This is a genomic window from Sessilibacter sp. MAH3, from assembly GCF_054658275.1.
This window is the reverse complement of the sequence record NZ_BAAGIE010000002.1, coordinates 47,142-64,461: the sequence shown is the minus strand read 5'-3', so window position 1 is coordinate 64,461 and position 17,320 is coordinate 47,142. Positions and strand designations below refer to the sequence as shown.

The window sequence follows — 17,320 nt, the reverse complement described above, 5'->3', positions numbered from 1 at the left end:
CCAATAATTTGCTGGTGTAGTTAAAATCTAATAGGTTTTTTCGTTATTTGGCTGTGATTTGATAAAATTTCTCAAGCGTCCAGTTTAATCTCGTCAACTCAGCCCTTATTATTGCAAACCTATTGTTAGGTCACTGTGCCCTTGGATTAAGTTTGCCATTTGGCAATTGTTGGAGATATGAATGACGGGCCAAAATACGCCTAATTCTGATCAACAGCTTGTTGAGCGGGTTCAAAAAGGCGACAAGCGTGCGTTTGACATGCTAGTGCTCAAGTATCAGCACAAAATCATCGCTATAGTTGGTCGTTATATAAAAGATAATGCCGAAGTGTATGATGTGGTGCAGGAAGCCTTTATCAAAGCATACCGGGCGCTTGGGAATTTCCGTGGCGACAGTGCTTTTTATACTTGGTTGTACCGAATCGCCATCAACACCGCTAAGAATCACTTAGTCTCTCGTGGTCGACGTCCACCGGCATCGGATGTAGATGTAGATGAGGCCGATTTTTACGAAGGCAGCGATGCTTTGCGCGATACAGAATCTCCCGAGGGGGCGATGATGCGCGATCAGTTGCAACAAGTTGTTAACGACACTATCAAAGCGTTGCCCGAAGATTTGCGAACAGCTTTAACACTTCGTGAAATGGAGGGTTTGAGCTATGAAGACATTGCAGAAGTAATGGAATGTCCGGTTGGAACTGTACGTTCTAGGATCTTTCGGGCTCGTGAAGCAATCGATAAAGCCATTCGTCCGCTTGTGGTTTGAAATTTTTACAAATTTTTTGAAAAAGTTTGTGAACCAAATCTTTGCTGTTGAGTCCATTGGATACACAAACATTCAGTTTCTATTAATAAAGTTTGAACTTGATCAATCTAATTACTGCAATATAACAGCTGTGTGCTTTAAAAATTTAGAGCATCAGCTTTATAAAAAATAGGTACAAGTGCGGTACAGTACTTATTAACAGTAGATTTCTTGTGTAAATTTTATGTCTAGCTGAACTAAACCATACCAATTACTAACCGAGTTTGTTAAATGGCACAGATCAACGATAAATCTATGTTTGATGAAACTTTAAAGCAGTCATTATCCGCTCTTATGGATGGCGAAGCTTCTGAGCTTGAAGTTCGTCGTTTGTTGCAGCAGTCCGATAAAGACGCTGAAGTTCGTGAAACTTGGTCTCGTTACCAGTTGGCTGGCCGCCTTCTTCGTGGTGAGCAAGCCGCGGTACCAATGATTGATCTGAGTGCCAGCATTTCTGAGCTTATCAGCGAAGAAGAGACTCATTCTGTTGCCGCTCCTGTCGAGAAAAAAGCTGGCCTTAGCCGCTTTTTTGGTCATGCAGGTCGCGCTGCGATAGCAGCCTCCGTTGCAGTTGTTGCTGTGTTCGTTGTTAATACTTACCAAGACGCTCCTAGCGAAGGTGCTGCGCCAGTTGTTGCTGAGATCCAAGCGCCAGCTTCTAGCAATAACGATGCAGCTAATTTACCAATTGGTTATGGCACTGACGGTTTGAGTGCACGTACGGTAAGTACAGATTCTTCGCGTTACGATGAAAAGCGTCGCAGTGCACAACCTGTTCAGTTTATTCCTCGTACCGATTCCAGAACTGGACAATCTGAAGTTTCAAATGCAGTGGTAGAAGAAATGCTTCGTCAATTAATGATTGAGCACGCAAATACTGGCATGTCTACCCAAGGTGATGTTCCGTTCGAGCGACTACCTCGCATTGAATCTGAGCAGTAATTTATAACTGTGCGTTTTGTTATTTAAATTGTATTTCTTCGGTTAGTAATACTTTAGGTGACAAAAACGGTATTCCTAAAAGGCTTCGAAAGAAGCCTTTTTAGTTTCTGGGTGTTGTTCAACTGTGTTAAGTTGCTCCCGGTGAATAATTCATTTAATGATGGTTGAATTTAATTGAGGCGCTTTAATGTTGATGGGGCTGTGTTTGCGTAAGTGGCAAATGTCTTCAAAAAAGTTGGTCGCAGTGGCACTGATTGCTTGCAGTCTGTCTTCTGGACAGGCTTACGCAGATACTCATATTGATACAGGTTCTTCGGATGCCCCAGCATTAGAGCTGCTGCACAATATGGGCGAAGCGCTTTCGGTTACGAGTTACAGGGGCATATACACACACGAACATTCGGGTAACATAGACTCTATTCAAGTCGAGCATGGTATAACCGAGCAATTACAAGCTGAGCGTCTTCAACATTTATCCGGCTTCAACAAGGCTATTATTCAGCGCTCAGATACAGGATTATGCTCAGAGATAGATCCCGAAACTTCTAACCTGCCTCGCTCCGACGATCTTTTGGATGAGCACTATCGAATTCAATTCTTGGGTGAAGATAAGGTTGCCGGTAGAAAGGCCTTTGTTGTTAACGCCACTCCTCGCGATGAATATCGACATGGATTTCGCTTAGCAGTTGATGCTGAGACCTTCATGCCTTTAATGATGATGATTATTCAAATCGAAAACAGTCGAGTACTGGATCGCTTCCAATTTGTTAGTTTTGAGCCAGTAATTTTGTCTGAAAATGATGAGTTGGATGAAATTCAGCCGGAACCTAACGACATACTGTTAATGTCTGGTTGTGTTGAAGCGGTTGATTTGGCTCGTTGGCGTTTGGGATGGGTTCCCAATGGTTTTCAATTAGTCTCTGCCAAGGTGAGTGAAAGTACCGACATGCTGGCGTTTAGTGATGGCATCAGTCGCTTCTCGGTGTTTGTGAGTAGTTCTCAAAGCGGTAAAACCCTTGAGGGCGAGGCTCGTAGAGGCGGTACTTTGGTGTATCTCGACAAAGTTGTTGCGGCGGGTGAGTTGTACCAGGTTTCTGTGGTTGGTGAAGTGCCTATAAACACCGCGCGCAAGGTCGCGTCGGCGTTAATCCCCTTGGCTAAGCGATAGATTTCAACTTTACAAGCCAGTTTGGCGCGAGTTTTGTTGGCTGGTAATGTGTTTTGATCGTAATGTATTGATCGGTGATTAGTACCACTTGATAGTAAGCGGTCTATACGCTTTTTTAGTACTATCGAACTACCAAGTTTTTAGGAAGCTCTAGTTCAATTTGGGTTTCCAGTGACGCAGTAATAGTAATGTCTCGCCAATTTCAGCAAAGAGTAGATGATTGAAATGGTGAAGAAATTGGAATCCGTATGGGTCATTACCCTCTGATTAAATCGTGAAAGAGCTAATCGGATGTTTCAATATTTGGATTTTTTGACGTTGCATAACCGTATATTCGGAGAGTAGAAATGTTAACTGAAACTGGCCGTGTCGTTGCTGTTGAAGAAACTGCATTGTGGGTGCAAACCATCCGTAAATCTGCGTGTGGCCAGTGCTCTGCTCAAAAAGGTTGTGGTCAAGCAGTATTGTCTAAATTCGGTAGCGAGGTTGGTTATTTGAAGGTTGATCTTAACGGGCGTGATCCATCGCGTTATCGTTTAGATGACACAGTAACCATTGCTATTGGAGAAACGGTTTTTTTAAAAAGCTCACTGATTATCTATTTATTGCCGTTATTATTTTTAATGGCTTTTATTGGTTTGGGTGAATTTTTTCAACTGAGTGAATTATTGTCGGTCGGTTTGGCTGTGATTGGGTTGTTGATGGGTGGTGTGGTTACTCGGTGGGTCTTAAGTCGTGTTAATCGAAGAGAATCTATTGAGCCTATCTTACTCGATACAATTACCCCTTCCGCCTGCTAATATTTCTGAAGTTTGAATAATCAATGTCGCGTTTTTATCCGTTAGTTGGTTGCTAAAACTTAATTACTCTTTTTTACGCGATTCAGCTGCTTAAGTTCGCTGAGTCTTGCACTTCTGATTATTTTCTGGGACTCCAACGATAGAGTTGGAGATTTCTCTTTTTTATCTCTGCGTTAACGCCGATAAATTTTGCGCCGTTCTGCCAGTGCATTATTCAGTGCAGTACTGATACTCTTTATTTTTCTGTGCATTCGTATTTTTAAGAAGTTGCGGTCGCACACATAGTATTCTATTTATAGGAAACTCTGATTAACCTAGAGTTTCTCGCGACACAAGGATGTGTCGTCAATTTCAAGAACTGTAAGTGATTGAAATTGTGAAGAAATTGGAAATCACATTTTCAATTTCTGTCCTCTGATTAAATCAAGGATGAGTTAATCAGAGGTTCCTATAGTCTTGCTGTTCGCGATGAAGTTATCGAATGCTAGGATAAAAAAATACACGTTGTTATTACTTTTTTCGTTGAACTTTAAATAATTTGAAATAACAAAGCTAGGCACCATATTCATGGCTGACCGAGGTGCTCACAGAGCTTTTTGGATGCAGATTTTTCTGTTCTGAGAGTTGTACGATGTATCTCTACCGGATAAAAAAACCGAATAAACGTTTCGTTATTTGGCTATTAAAATTAGGAGGAGCTTAAATGCGTTGGCCAAATGTTGCTACCGCTTTAATACTGTTGGTTGTTTCTTTTTCTGTATCTGCCCAGAAATTACCGAATTTCGCAGATTTGGTTGAGGCGCAAAGTCCGGCCGTAGTAAAAATTAACACTGTCTCTAGAGCTAACCGCTCTCGTCAATCCATCATTCCTGATACTCAACAATTGCCAGACATATTTCGTCATTTTTTTGACCCAAGAAATATTCCCGAGCGTGAGCAGCGCGCCATCGGCTCTGGTTTTTTAGTATCTAGCGACGGTTATTTGTTGACGAATAACCATGTGATCGACGGTGCTGATGAAATTGTCGTGCGTTTGCAAGATCGACGTGAGTTCACTGCCGAGCTTATTGGTACCGACCCGCGCTCTGACATTGCACTGTTAAAGATCGACGCTGAGAAATTACCCTATCTGACTTTCGCCAAAGAGGAAGAGTTACGCGTGGGTGATTGGGTGTTGGCCATTGGTTCTCCATTTGGTTTAGATTTTACTGCCAGTGCCGGTATCGTTAGTGCGATTGGCCGCAGTATTCCATCAGAAGATAATGGTAACTATGTGCCATTCATTCAGACAGACGTAGCGATAAACCCAGGAAACTCGGGTGGCCCTCTGTTTAACTTGAAAGGCCAAGTGGTTGGTATTAACTCACAGATCTACACGCGCTCAGGTGGCTCTATTGGCTTGTCGTTTGCGATTCCAGCAAGTGTAGCGATTAATGTGTTTGATCAACTTAAATCCAAAGGTCGTGTAGATCGTGGTTGGTTGGGTGTTGTGATTCAAGAGGTTGATCGCAATCTTGCAGAGTCTTTCGGGTTGAAAAAGCCAGAAGGTGCCTTGGTCGCCAGAGTTGAGCCCGGCAGTCCTGCCGATAAAGCGGGTGTCAAAAACGGCGATATCATTACCGAGTTTGATCGTCAAAAAATCATTGAGTCAGGTGATTTACCTCACGTAGTTGGCATAACTCCGCCCAACTCCACCGTAGACATGCTGGTTATTCGCGAAGGCCGCAAGAAGACTTTGAGTGTGACGGTGACAGCACTTGAAGGTGAAAATTTCGCATCGAATTCGAACAGTCCAATTGGTTCTGCTCAAGATGGTCGCTTAGGTATGGTTGTTGAGCCATTACCCGACGAAATTGCGAAGCAATTCGATGTCAGTGAGGGTGTGCTTGTTCGTTCGGTGACCGCAGCGGGTCCTGCGGCTGAAGCTGGTATTCAAGCGGGCGATGTAATCACTCAGATCGGTTTCAATGCCATTTCTGATCTAGATAGCTATCATCAGATCGAGGATCAGCTTCCACCCGATAGCTTATTGCCAATTCGCTTTGTTCGAAAAGGCACCCCGATTTTCAGAACCATTGCTACTCCTGAGTAACTAAACTCCTCTCTCCGTTCACTCGTTGGGAGCCGCCGTTTGACGGCTCCCATCTCTGTAATAGCTCAGTTAAAATAAATACTGTAGACTTGCGCGCTGATTTGCATTTGCAGGTGAGTTTGTTATTAAAAAAGGCATGTTTTGTGTTCGCTTTTAACTTGTGCTTATGCGTTCGACCTTCAACAATTTTCGGTAGTAAATAATACTGTGACAGACCTTAGCCATATTCGTAACTTTTCGATTATTGCCCATATTGACCATGGCAAATCGACCATCGCTGACCGTTTTATCCAAGTTTGTGGAGGACTTTCTGATCGAGAAATGGAAGCTCAGGTTCTCGATTCAATGGATATCGAACGTGAGCGTGGAATTACGATCAAGGCTCAAAGTGTTACGTTGGAATATAAAGCCCGTGATGGCAAGGTCTATCAACTTAACTTCATTGATACACCCGGACATGTAGACTTCTCCTACGAGGTTTCTCGCTCCTTGTCTGCCTGTGAAGGCGCATTGTTGGTTGTTGATGCTGCGCAAGGTGTTGAGGCGCAATCGGTAGCTAACTGTTATACCGCGGTGGAACAAGGCTTAGAAGTTATTCCCGTTTTAAACAAAATGGATTTACCGCAAGCAGAGCCTGAACGTGTTGCCGAAGAGATTGAAAATATCATCGGTATTGATGCGATGGACGCGGTTCGCTGTAGTGCGAAGTCGGGTTTAGGTATAGAAGACGTACTTGAGCAGCTTGTACTTCAAGTTCCGCCGCCAGTAGGTGACCACGATGCGCCGCTTCAGGCGCTCATCATTGACTCGTGGTTTGACAACTATCTAGGTGTAGTGTCCCTGGTTCGTGTTAAGCAAGGCACATTATCCGTTAAAGATAAAATCATCGCTAAATCCATTGGTAAAGCCCATATTGTAGATAGCGTTGGTATATTCACGCCGAAACGCGTCGAGAAAAAGCAATTACGTGCCGGTGAAGTGGGTTTTGTGGTCGCGGGAATCAAAGATATTCATGGCGCACCTGTTGGCGATACCCTAACTCACAGTCAAACCAGCGATACACCCGCGTTACCCGGTTTTAAAAAGGTAAAGCCACAGGTTTACGCGGGCATGTTCCCAATCACATCGGACGAATATGAATCGTTCCGCGATGCACTTTCTAAACTAACACTTAACGATGCTTCATTGTTTTTTGAACCTGAAAGTTCCGACGCTTTAGGCTTCGGTTTCCGTTGTGGTTTCCTTGGCATGTTGCACATGGAGATCGTTCAAGAGCGTCTTGAGCGTGAATACGATCTTGATTTGATCACCACGGCTCCTACCGTTATTTATCAAGTTGAAAAGAACGACGGTGAAGTTGTTTACGTAGATAATCCTTCGAAGTTACCTGATAACAGTTATATCAAGGAAATGCGTGAACCAATTTGCGAAGCCAATATCTTAGTTCCTAATGAGCATTTGGGTAGTGTAATCACTCTTTGCATTGAAAAGCGTGGTGTTCAAAAAGACCTACAATTTGTGGGTGGTCAGGTCGCTGTGCGTTATGAGCTACCCATGAACGAAGTTGTGATGGACTTCTTTGACCGCTTGAAGTCGGTCAGTCGTGGTTTTGCAAGCCTCGATTACAGCTTTAGCCGTTTTGAACCCGCGAATCTAGTGCGTCTAGATATTCTTATCAACTCTGAAAAAGTTGATGCCCTGGCGATTATTGTTCATCGCGACAACGCCCAATACAAAGGTCGAGCGTTGGCCGACAAAATGAAAGAGCTTATTCCAAGACAGATGTTTGACGTGGCCATTCAGGCTGCAATTGGTGGTCAAGTTATTGCGCGTACCACAGTAAAAGCTCTGCGTAAGAACGTGACTGCTAAATGTTACGGTGGTGACGTGACGCGTAAAAAGAAACTGCTTGAAAAGCAAAAGGCCGGTAAAAAACGCATGAAACAGGTTGGTAGCGTTGAGATTCCTCAAGAGGCCTTCTTGGCGGTTTTGAAAGTAGATTCTTAAAAACACGTTCTTAAAAATAGAGTGCTGCGCAACAAGTTGCTGAAATTAAACAGTAAATTGTTATTTGGGTTATTTGAGTGAGGTCGGATCAACAATGGCCTCCAATATGGAAATCAAAAAAGTTAGCTTGTTATGGATTTTATTAATTTTCCTCTTATATTAATGGTGCTGGTAACAGTCACCGGTTTACTGTGGCTTTTTGACATCATTGCCTTAGCGCCAAAGCGCAAGCTGCAAGTGGCTGCGGTTGATGATCAGTTCAAGAGCTCCAATCTAGAAGACGAAAACATAAAGCAGCAGCATTCTTTGGCGATTTCCGCTGTAAAAAAAGAACCCGTTCTAATTGAGTATTCCAAATCCTTTTTCCCGGTTCTAGCGCTTGTATTTGTGCTTCGGTCGTTTTTGTACGAACCCTTTCAAATACCTTCAGAATCCATGGTTCCAACCCTTGAGGTTGGCGATTTTATCTTAGTGAACAAATACACCTACGGCATTCGTATGCCAGTGTTTCGCAATAAGTTAATCTCTATTAATGAGCCTAAACGCGGCGATGTTATGGTGTTCTTTAAGCCTGGTGAGCAGGTTTATTACATCAAACGAGTCATAGGCTTACCTGGCGACAAAATAGCAATGAAGAACAATGTTCTTTACGTTAATGGCAAACGCCAAGCATTAGAGTTCGTTGAGACCACGTCAGATGAACACTTTGACTACCGCGTTTATGAAGAAAATCTAGAGGGTTTTGCTCATAAAATGCGCAATATCTCTTCGGGTCGTATTGCCTTCCAAGATAGAGAATGGACGGTTGAAGAGGGTCATTATTTTATGATGGGTGACAACCGTGATAACAGTAGTGATAGCCGAGTTTGGGGTACAGTGCCAGCGGAAAACATTGTCGGTAAAGCCGAGTATATTTGGATGCACTGGGAATCCTTTGGAATACCCTCGTTTTCAAATGTGGGAAGTATTCAATAGTTTTACTCGGAAATCGGTATAATCACATCCAAATTGATAAGAAAAACAATCTTGATAATTTAGGATCTACTATGGCTGTTGTTTTCCGTAATCTTCAAAAACAACCTTGTGGCAAAAATAGCCAGCTGGGTTTGGGTATGGCTGGTTGGCTGGTGGTTATTCTGCTGATTGGCCTAGCTGCATCGCAAGTTTTTAAATTAGCACCAAGTTATATCGATAATTACACCATTCGATCAGAACTGAAAAAGCTCGCCTTAGCGCCTGGTGGAGTAGAGTCTTTGAGTCTGCAAGAAATTCGCTCTTCAATTAATAACAGTTTTTTAGTGAATGGTATTCGTGGCGATATTCCTCAAGCGCTGGACGTTAAAAAATCAGATGGTCGCACCATAATCAACATCAATTATGAAAAAAGAATCAAGATGTTCTATAACATAGATGCGGTGATGACATTCAATAACCAGCTAGATAGTAAATTTCCTAATAAGTGCTGTGACCCTATCGGTGAATAATCCCATATTGTTAGAACGCCTACAGAACCGTATCGGCTATCATTTTCAAAAATCTGCATTACTTACCCAAGCATTAACGCACAGAAGCTTCGGCGCAAACAATAATGAGCGGCTGGAGTTTTTGGGTGATTCATTGTTGGGCATGTACATTGGTGAGTACCTTTTTCACAAGTTTCCAGAAGCTACAGAAGGACAGCTCACCCAACTTAGAACGTCACTGGTAAAAGGCGAGACACTTGCCGACATTGGTCGTGAATTAGAGTTGGGTGATTGCTTAATTATGGGCGAGGGTGAACTAAAAAGTGGCGGTTTCAAACGTGATTCAATTTTAGCGAACGCTGTTGAATCCATCATTGCTGGTATTTACTTAGAATCTGGATTAGATATCAGTCGTAACTGCGTACTGTTGTGGTTTAAAACTCGGTTAGAGTTACTTCAGCTAGAATTGGTATTAAAAGATCCCAAAACACAGCTACAAGAGCTTTTGCAGTCTCAAGGTAAACCCCTGCCAAAATACTCCATAGAGTCTTTTGAGGGTGAGGCACACAGTCAAGTAATTACAGTAAGTTGTACGATAATAGGTCGCGATGAACCTTTTATCGCATCGGCTAAAAACAAGAAATTAGCCGAGAAGAAAGCGGCACAAATGGCTTTAGTTGAGTTGCAGTCATGACTACAGATGTTTCTGAAAATAACGGCAAAACCTACTGTGGGTATGTAGCGATTGTTGGTCGTCCGAATGTAGGCAAATCTACCTTACTGAATCATTTGCTTGGCCAAAAGCTCAGCATTACATCCCGTAAACCCCAAACAACGCGCCATAACATGCTCGGAATAAAAACTGAGAATAATGTACAGGCTATTTTTGTTGATACTCCTGGGATTCATTTAGGTCACTCCAAAGCTTTAAATCGCTTCATGAATAAATCGGCGACCAATGCTTTTAAAGACGTTGATTTAATTATTTTTGTTGTTGATAAGCTTCAATGGACCGAAGAAGACGAATGGGTTGCGACCCAAATCGCCAGCAGCGGTACGCCAATTATTATTGCCGTTAATAAAATTGATCAAATTGAAGATAAAGAAACTCTGTTACCGCATTTGTCGATGTTGACAGAAACCTTATCTCCCGATCATATTATTCCCATCTCGGCATTGCGATCGAGTAATCTTGATCGCTTAGAAAAACTTATTCAGTCGTATTTACCCGAAAGTGAGTTTTTCTTCCCAGAAGATCAAATTACTGATCGTAGCAGTCGTTTTATTGCCGCGGAAATTGTTCGCGAAAAAATTACTCGTCAATTAGGTGATGAATTACCCTATCAAATGACCGTTGAAATTGAAGAGTTTTCTCACAATGGTTCTTTGTTAACGATCAGCGCCTTGATTCTTGTTGAACGCAAAGGTCAAAAGAAGATATTAATTGGCGATGGTGGCAGTCGAATAAAACTCATTGGTAGTGAAGCTCGTGTAGATCTGCAAAATTTGTTCGACGTACAAGTTATGTTGAATTTATGGGTCAAGGTTAAATCGGGCTGGTCCGATGATGAACGTGCGTTAAGAAGCTTGGGGTATCACGATTTTGAGTAAAGCGATTGTGGCGCTCAGATGGCTGTTAATTTTTTAAATCCTGCCTTTATTTTACGAACTCAAAAATACCGAGAAACCGGACTCATACTGGATTTTTTTTGCCCTAACTATGGAAAGGTTTCTGCGGTCGCCAAAAAAGCGTTAAGCTTTAAAGGTTATCTTTCTTTGTATCAGCCCTTTATGCCGTTGAGTATTTCTTGGCAAGGGCAGTCTGAATTGAAACAATTGATTTCAATTGAATCCAGCGGAAATTCAGTTCACCTTAAAGGGCTTATTTTTTACAGTGCCTGTTATCTCAACGAATTATTATTAAAACTATTACCTGTTGCTGAAAACTCCATTGAATTGTTTGGTCAGTATCTTCTTACCATAAATACTCTTGGACAAAACCCTTCACGTTCTGAGGAAGAAATTGTACTCAGAAGTTTTGAGTCGGCATTGATAAAACATCTTGGGTACGAGATTGGTTTTACGACCACCGATCACTCCGAATGTATTTTCAATATTGATACAAATTACGTACTTTTGCCCGAGCGTGGTTTTATTACGGAAGACGATTTTCTATCAGAAAGTACTTTCAGAAATCGACAAGCTGGGGGCCAGTCTCTATTGTTTTCGGGCCCTCATCTTGTCGAGCTATCTAAATTCGGTCTGCAAAGAGAAGGTACCAGAAAAACCGCGAAAATTATTAATCGAATAATGATCGATTATCTTCTTGGTGATAAGCCTTTAAACAGTCGAAAAATCTACGGGCAAATGCTCGGTCGATTACAAAATAAGTAATTATTCTTCAAACATTACATCTAAGTCGTATTCTTCTTGCCAATCGATAAGTTCGTCGATGGCGAATAATAATGATTTAGAAAATTCGGGTACTTGTTCGGTTTCTCCATTCACTAAAGCCTTATCAAATTCGGTGCTGATATGTTTTAGTTTGTGTACGCCGGTGTAGCTCGTGCCGCCCCGAAGTTTATGCACAATCTCTTGCAGTGCGTCATAATCTTCTGATTCTAATGCTTTTAAAATGGCCGATTTATTATCGTCTAAAGAATTTAATAATAGTGCCAACATATCTTTGGCGAGACGTGTGTTGTTGTTACATAAAGCAATGCACTGATCTATGTCGACGGGCTTTTCGAGTACTTTTTTGCCCAGATTTTTTGTTACGGGTAATGGCTCTTGAGCTGAGATTTTCTCGGCGGATTTTAATTTAGAAACTTCAACGGGAATAATGCCGTCATCGCCAACGTTTTGTTTTGCTATGCGCTTGGTAGCATCTGTTATGGGGGTAACTGTGCCTGTTTTTAGTGGTTCTTGGACTTTTAAATCGGCGTGTTGACACCAGCGTTGAATTACGTGCGAAAGCTGTTCTTGAGTAATAGGTTTACTTAAATAATCGTCCAGTCCAGCTAGTAATAATTCAGATTTGCGATCATTCACCGCATGTGCCGTTAATGCAACAATGGGTGTTCGTTGTCCACTTGGTTGTTTTTCTCTGATTTTTTGCGTTGCGGTAATGCCATCAATTTTAGGCATTTGTATGTCCATAAAAATCAGGTCAAAATTTTTGCTGCCGCAAGCATCAATAGCATCTTGTCCTGTATCGGCTGTGCTTACATCTACTCCCATGTTGGTTAGGAATTCTTTCACCAACATAAGGTTCGCAGGGTTATCATCAACAGCTAATATTTTGAGTTTTCTACCTTGTTTTAAAAAATCGGCAGCAGGTTTTATTACGGAGTGTTTATTGATATTTAAATGGTCGCACATGATTTTGTAAAGGCGATCTTTAATGAGCGGTTTATTTACAAACACCACCGAATTATGGATTTGAATATTGGATAATTCTTTTTGATGATTGGGTGTGGTAACCAAAATCGATTTGCATCGGAACTGATGGTTAACTTGATATAGAGTCTGCTCAAGTTTTTTCAGGCGTTTAACTTTGGACGAATCTACCGGAATATCAATAATAAGCAGCTGTTGGACGCGGTTTTGGCTTTGTAATTTATCGAGGGTTTGAATAATGTTTGCAGCTTTAGAAACCTCAGTTAAATTAATTTTCCAGTCGCTGAATATTTGCCGAAGTTGAAGAGATAAAGCTTCATTTTCGGTGCACAAGGTTACCGAGATTCCATTTAACGCTTTTTTAGGTGAGTCTGACTCATCTTGACCTTCATTTAACGGAATAGAGAAATACAGAACAGGTTTTGAAGCATCGTTGCTGTAACCTAAACTGCCGCCAAGGGCGTTAATTAAACCTTTTGATATGGCAAGTCCTAAACCGTTTTCATTACTGCGTGTAGAGCCTGCATCTAACTTAGAGAATGCACGTAATGCTGACTCGGTATCTAGATTTAATGGATTTTCGAAGCCTGCAATTTCAAATAGATAACCATAAACGTCAGTTCCCATGGTTCGATTATCTAAGGCTGTATCGTGGGACACCTTTAAAAAAATACCCGATGAACTGGAATGCTCAATAGCACTATTGAGAAGATTTGTCAGAATTTGCTTAATTCTTAAGGGATCGCTAATAACGCGCATTGGTAATTTGGTGTCTAACCAATAATTTAATTCTTTTCCTGCTGCAAATGCCGTAGGCGCTAAAATTTGCAAAGTTTCTTCGATAACCTTATCAAGTCGGGTGGGAATGTAATCCAGTTTAACGGTGCCCGCTTCAATATGAGAGATGTCTAAAATATCGTTGATGATGGTTAATAAACCTTGAGCAGAAGACTCAATGGTGCGTAAGTATTCGAGCTGTGATTCGCTCACATCGCTTTTTAACATCAGTTGAGTAAAGCCAATAATACCGTTGAGCGGAGTTCTGAATTCGTGGCTGGCATTGGCCAAAAACTCTGATTTTACTTCGTTCGCTTCCAAGGCTTTTTTGCGCGCAATATCCAATTCAATATTCTGAATTTCAATGGTTTCCATGGTCTCTTGCAGTTCTGCAAGTGAGCTTTCTAAATTGTTAACCAGCTCGGTCTTCGCGTGTGCCGCCGATTCTGAAATTGCGTTTAAGTCTTCAGCTAAGGGTGCTAAGGCATTATTCGGCTGTAAATGAATGCAATACTGATAATCGCCGTGAATAATGGCTTGAATTTTTTCTTCAATACTTTCTAAATCGGGTTTTAATTTACTGACTCTATTTTGCAAGAACAGAGCAATTAAGGCCGGCGAGATTAAGCAAATGATTAAAATCGCTAAGATCATTTCAATGTATAAATAACGCGAGGCACTGGTGTCAAAAGCGATGTCGGTCCAGCCGATAATTTCGCCCTGATTTCTCGAAAAAATGGGATGCGATATTCTGAGAATACTGGACTGTATGGGCGCACTGTTGACCGAGCGTGTCAGCCATTCTTCGGTAGGAAATTTTTCTAAGTATCGCGGCCCTATGTGGGTAATAATATTTTTATCGATGTCTAAAATTCGAATACTTCTAACTTGTTCGTGTTGAATGATGGCAGCTAGAGCGTGTTGCAATCGGTCAGCGAGTCTTCGATCAACGTAAGGACTGCTCAACTCGGCACTGATTGATGCTAGGTTCTGCGCTTGATCTTTTGCCGTTTTACTCGTTTCGTAAAAGTAAAAGGTCGCCAAGGTGACACCCAAAACCAACGCGGTGAAAAAGATGGGTATCAGGGTGAGTTTTCTCAATAAATTTTGGACTTGTCTGAAGTACATATAGCTACGGGTAAGTTTTTTTCTGGAATGAGGTGATTGTAAACCAAACTTGACCATGATTTATTTCATTCCTTTCAAATCTTTAGCTATTAGATTTTCTTTTACTTTTGAGTCCGTTTTTTAGCACTAATAGAGCGTTGAGTTGGTTGATTATTGCTCTTTAATCGGTCGATATTTTTATAAATTAGCAAAAGCTTTCACCAAGACTTTATACCACCATAAAGCAGTACATCAGCTGTATAAATACAGTGATGCTCTCGCTTGATTGGTTCGAAAATTTTCAAAAGCCCTGATCTGATCTTTTTGATAGAATGGCTATTTTAGGATTTTATAATTTACGCATTCTTGCGTATTCAAAATTAGCTTAGAAAGCAGTTCTGTTTGGGTGCCAGTTAATGATTCATTTTCCGACGATCGAAACCTGTATTGGTCATACACCGCTGGTGAAATTACAGCGGTTACCGGGCAATACATCTAATACCATTTTGGTAAAGCTTGAGGGAAATAACCCTGCGGGTTCTGTTAAAGATCGACCTGCGCTCTCGATGATTTCTAGAGCAATTGCGCGTGGGGACATCAAACCCGGCGATACGCTTATCGAAGCTACCAGCGGTAATACCGGTATTGCCCTTGCTATGGCGGCGGCAATTAAAGGTATTAACATTATCCTAATTATGCCCGATAACGCCACCCAAGAGCGTAAAGATGCAATGACCGCCTATGGCGCCGAGTTGATCCTTGTTACCAAAGAGCAGGGTATGGAAGGTGCTCGCGACCTAGCCTTGGCAATGCAAGCGGAGGGTAAAGGCAAGGTGCTCGATCAGTTTGGTAACTCCGACAATCCCTTGGCTCACTACGAAGGTACTGGCCCTGAAATCTGGACTCAAACCCAGGGAACCATCACGCATTTTGTGAGTTCCATGGGTACCACTGGAACCATCATGGGCACCTCTCGGTATTTAAAAGAGCAGAATCCAGCCGTAGAAATAATTGGTTTGCAGCCCGAAGAGGGCGCGGCTATTCCGGGTATTCGTCGGTGGCCGAAAGAGTATCTTCCCACTATCTTTGATGAGACCCGTGTCGATCGCATCATCAATATGGGCCAGATTGAAGCTGAGCAAACCATGCGTGCTTTGGCTCGTCAGGAAGGAATTTTCTGCGGTGTTTCCTCCGGCGGTGCGGTTGCTGGTGCACTGCGTATCAGTCAGGAAGTTGAGAACGCGGTTATTGTTGCAATCATCTGCGATCGCGGTGATCGGTATTTGTCTTCCGGTGTTTTTAAGCAAGACTAATAAGAAGCATTGTCGAGACGTTAGGCCGTCTGACGTCAATTTTGTGTTACACGTTATGAGTATTCTCCTTGGCAAGAATTTTTCAGCCGTCAAAATCTAACAAGGCCAAATTGCCCAAAAAAACTGAGCTTTTGGTGGAAGGTCTTACCAACGAAGGTCGCGGCATTGCCTATTTTGAGGGTAAGACCGTATTCATTCGCGGCGCTTATCTGGGCGAGCGAGCGAGAGTTCGATTTGTTCGAGCCGATCGCAATGTTCTGCACGCCGAGACCGAATCCATTTTAGAACTGTCACCCGAACGTGTTGAGCCCTTCTGCCAGCACTTTGGCCAGTGTGGTGGTTGCGATTGGCAATATCTTTCTCAAGATCGACAAATCGAGTTAAAGCAACAACTGGTTTTGGAGTCACTGGCGAAATTCGCGCGCTGTGAACCCAGCCAAGTTCTACCACCTTTAATGCAGTCTGAGCGCGGCTATCGCTACCGAGCCAAATTGGCAGCTTGGAATAATGCGTCTGGCGAACGAGTCTTGGGCTTTCGCGAGAGCGAAGGTAAGTCGGTTGTTGCTATCGAATGTTGTCCTGTGCTTAGTCTTGGCAATCAACGCAGCCAGACTCTGCTGCAACAATGGCTGGCTAGCAATAAGATCATCTACCGTATCGACCAAGTTGATCTTCTTGAAACAAAAGAACGTTGTGCCGTGGTGTTGACACTCAATGCCAATGTTGATGAATCAATACTTAAGCGTTTGCACGAACTTCTGAATCAAGAAAGCCATTTAGTCGATATCTGGCTTAGTCGAAAGTCCAAAATCACGTATTTTAATCCTGTTATCTCAGCAGAGGGTGACCCAGATACATCGCCTTCTTATCTGCTGAGCCTTGATCATCTCGAATTATCGCTCGACTTTTCGCCAACAGACTTTATTCAGGCGAATCAATCTCTTAACTCAAAAATGGTGCATCAAGCGGTAAATCTACTCGCTTCTTATGTTCCAAATCCCAAGATCGCTCATGTGCTTGATCTATTTTGTGGCATTGGTAACTTTTCTTTAGCGTTAGCGCGTATCTTTGGGGCGGTTACCGGAGTGGAATTATCAGACTCCATGGTGGAGAAGGCGCGGGCCAATGCCATCAAGTCTGGTATAGAAAATGCGTCTTTTGTCGCGGAAAATTTACAAGATAATCAAGCTCAGCGAGCTTGGGTTTCGACTGATATTCAGGGGGTTTTACTCGACCCGCCCAGATCGGGGGCAAAAGAAATTCTGCCACTGATCGAGAAACTCAAAGTCCCGGTGTTGGTCTACGTGTCCTGTAATCCAGTGACGTTTGTTCGTGATGCAGCTTATTTACTCGATCACAGCTACAAACTCGACAAATTTGGGTTGATTGATATGTTCACACATACTCATCACAGCGAAGTTATGGCCAGTTTTGTGTTGGCTTGAAC

The 17,320-nt window shown here is 42.4% G+C and carries 14 protein-coding genes; 13 read left to right on the top strand and 1 reads right to left on the bottom strand.

Annotated elements, in window-relative coordinates:
- Window positions 1–181 precede the first annotated feature (181 nt).
- From rpoE to recO, 11 genes are all read left to right on the top strand, one after another.
- On the top strand, window positions 182–766 hold the full coding sequence (gene rpoE, locus ACYQ2C_RS01870; protein WP_460048648.1) for an RNA polymerase sigma factor RpoE: 585 nt from the start codon (window positions 182–184) through the stop codon (window positions 764–766).
- Window positions 767–1,036: 270 nt separating this feature from the next.
- Entirely contained in the window at window positions 1,037–1,747 is a 711-nt protein-coding gene (locus ACYQ2C_RS01865; protein ID WP_460099743.1) for a sigma-E factor negative regulatory protein, read from the top strand.
- 220 nt (window positions 1,748–1,967) lie between these two features.
- Entirely contained in the window at window positions 1,968–2,915 is a 948-nt protein-coding gene (locus tag ACYQ2C_RS01860) for a MucB/RseB C-terminal domain-containing protein (protein WP_460099746.1), read from the top strand.
- Window positions 2,916–3,262: 347 nt separating this feature from the next.
- Complete coding sequence (locus tag ACYQ2C_RS01855; protein ID WP_460048644.1) at window positions 3,263–3,715, top strand: SoxR reducing system RseC family protein; 453 nt, start codon at window positions 3,263–3,265, stop codon at window positions 3,713–3,715.
- Window positions 3,716–4,418: 703 nt separating this feature from the next.
- Window positions 4,419–5,807, top strand: coding sequence for a DegQ family serine endoprotease (locus ACYQ2C_RS01850; protein ID WP_460099749.1), 1,389 nt, complete (start codon window positions 4,419–4,421; stop codon window positions 5,805–5,807).
- A 207-nt stretch (window positions 5,808–6,014) separates the two neighbouring features.
- Complete coding sequence (gene lepA, locus ACYQ2C_RS01845; protein ID WP_460099751.1) at window positions 6,015–7,814, top strand: translation elongation factor 4; 1,800 nt, start codon at window positions 6,015–6,017, stop codon at window positions 7,812–7,814.
- A 132-nt stretch (window positions 7,815–7,946) separates the two neighbouring features.
- On the top strand, window positions 7,947–8,789 hold the full coding sequence (gene lepB, locus ACYQ2C_RS01840; protein WP_460099754.1) for a signal peptidase I: 843 nt from the start codon (window positions 7,947–7,949) through the stop codon (window positions 8,787–8,789).
- A gap of 71 nt (window positions 8,790–8,860) precedes the next feature.
- Complete coding sequence (locus ACYQ2C_RS01835; protein ID WP_460048640.1) at window positions 8,861–9,298, top strand: DUF4845 domain-containing protein; 438 nt, start codon at window positions 8,861–8,863, stop codon at window positions 9,296–9,298.
- Window positions 9,291–9,971 carry a ribonuclease III gene (gene rnc / locus ACYQ2C_RS01830; protein ID WP_460048639.1) on the top strand — a complete coding sequence of 227 codons (681 nt, stop codon included), beginning with the start codon at window positions 9,291–9,293 and terminating at the stop codon, window positions 9,969–9,971. Before ACYQ2C_RS01835 ends, rnc begins: the two co-directional genes overlap by 8 nt.
- Complete coding sequence (gene era / locus ACYQ2C_RS01825; RefSeq protein ID WP_460048637.1) at window positions 9,968–10,888, top strand: GTPase Era; 921 nt, start codon at window positions 9,968–9,970, stop codon at window positions 10,886–10,888. Before rnc ends, era begins: the two co-directional genes overlap by 4 nt.
- An 18-nt stretch (window positions 10,889–10,906) precedes the next feature.
- Window positions 10,907–11,671 (top strand): DNA repair protein RecO, encoded by a 765-nt coding sequence (gene recO, locus ACYQ2C_RS01820; RefSeq protein WP_460099759.1) that lies wholly within the window; start codon window positions 10,907–10,909, stop codon window positions 11,669–11,671.
- Here the strand turns inward: recO and ACYQ2C_RS01815 are convergent, their stop codons facing one another.
- Complete coding sequence (locus ACYQ2C_RS01815; RefSeq protein WP_460115620.1) at window positions 11,672–14,638, bottom strand: response regulator; 2,967 nt, start codon at window positions 14,636–14,638, stop codon at window positions 11,672–11,674.
- Window positions 14,639–14,979: 341 nt separating this feature from the next.
- Here ACYQ2C_RS01815 and cysM point away from each other — a divergent pair, with 341 nt between their 5' ends.
- Entirely contained in the window at window positions 14,980–15,873 is an 894-nt protein-coding gene (gene cysM / locus ACYQ2C_RS01810) for a cysteine synthase CysM (protein WP_460048935.1), read from the top strand.
- Between the two features lie 68 nt (window positions 15,874–15,941).
- Window positions 15,942–17,318, top strand: coding sequence for a 23S rRNA (uracil(1939)-C(5))-methyltransferase RlmD (gene rlmD / locus ACYQ2C_RS01805; RefSeq protein ID WP_460115619.1), 1,377 nt, complete (start codon window positions 15,942–15,944; stop codon window positions 17,316–17,318).
- Window positions 17,319–17,320 lie beyond the last annotated feature (2 nt).

What these genes read in the sequence shown, in the direction of transcription:
- rpoE (WP_460048648.1), top strand. Translation starts at nt 182, where the DNA reads ATGACGGGCCAAAATACGCCTAATTCTGATCAACAGCTTGTTGAGCGG.
- ACYQ2C_RS01865 (WP_460099743.1), top strand. Translation starts at nt 1,037, where the DNA reads ATGGCACAGATCAACGATAAATCTATGTTTGATGAAACTTTAAAGCAG.
- ACYQ2C_RS01860 (WP_460099746.1), top strand. Translation starts at nt 1,968, where the DNA reads ATGTCTTCAAAAAAGTTGGTCGCAGTGGCACTGATTGCTTGCAGTCTG.
- ACYQ2C_RS01855 (WP_460048644.1), top strand. Translation starts at nt 3,263, where the DNA reads ATGTTAACTGAAACTGGCCGTGTCGTTGCTGTTGAAGAAACTGCATTG.
- ACYQ2C_RS01850 (WP_460099749.1), top strand. Translation starts at nt 4,419, where the DNA reads ATGCGTTGGCCAAATGTTGCTACCGCTTTAATACTGTTGGTTGTTTCT.
- lepB (WP_460099754.1), top strand. Translation starts at nt 7,947, where the DNA reads ATGGATTTTATTAATTTTCCTCTTATATTAATGGTGCTGGTAACAGTC.
- ACYQ2C_RS01835 (WP_460048640.1), top strand. Translation starts at nt 8,861, where the DNA reads ATGGCTGTTGTTTTCCGTAATCTTCAAAAACAACCTTGTGGCAAAAAT.
- era (WP_460048637.1), top strand. Translation starts at nt 9,968, where the DNA reads ATGACTACAGATGTTTCTGAAAATAACGGCAAAACCTACTGTGGGTAT.
- recO (WP_460099759.1), top strand. Translation starts at nt 10,907, where the DNA reads ATGGCTGTTAATTTTTTAAATCCTGCCTTTATTTTACGAACTCAAAAA.
- ACYQ2C_RS01815 (WP_460115620.1), bottom strand. Translation starts at nt 14,638, where the DNA reads ATGGTCAAGTTTGGTTTACAATCACCTCATTCCAGAAAAAAACTTACC.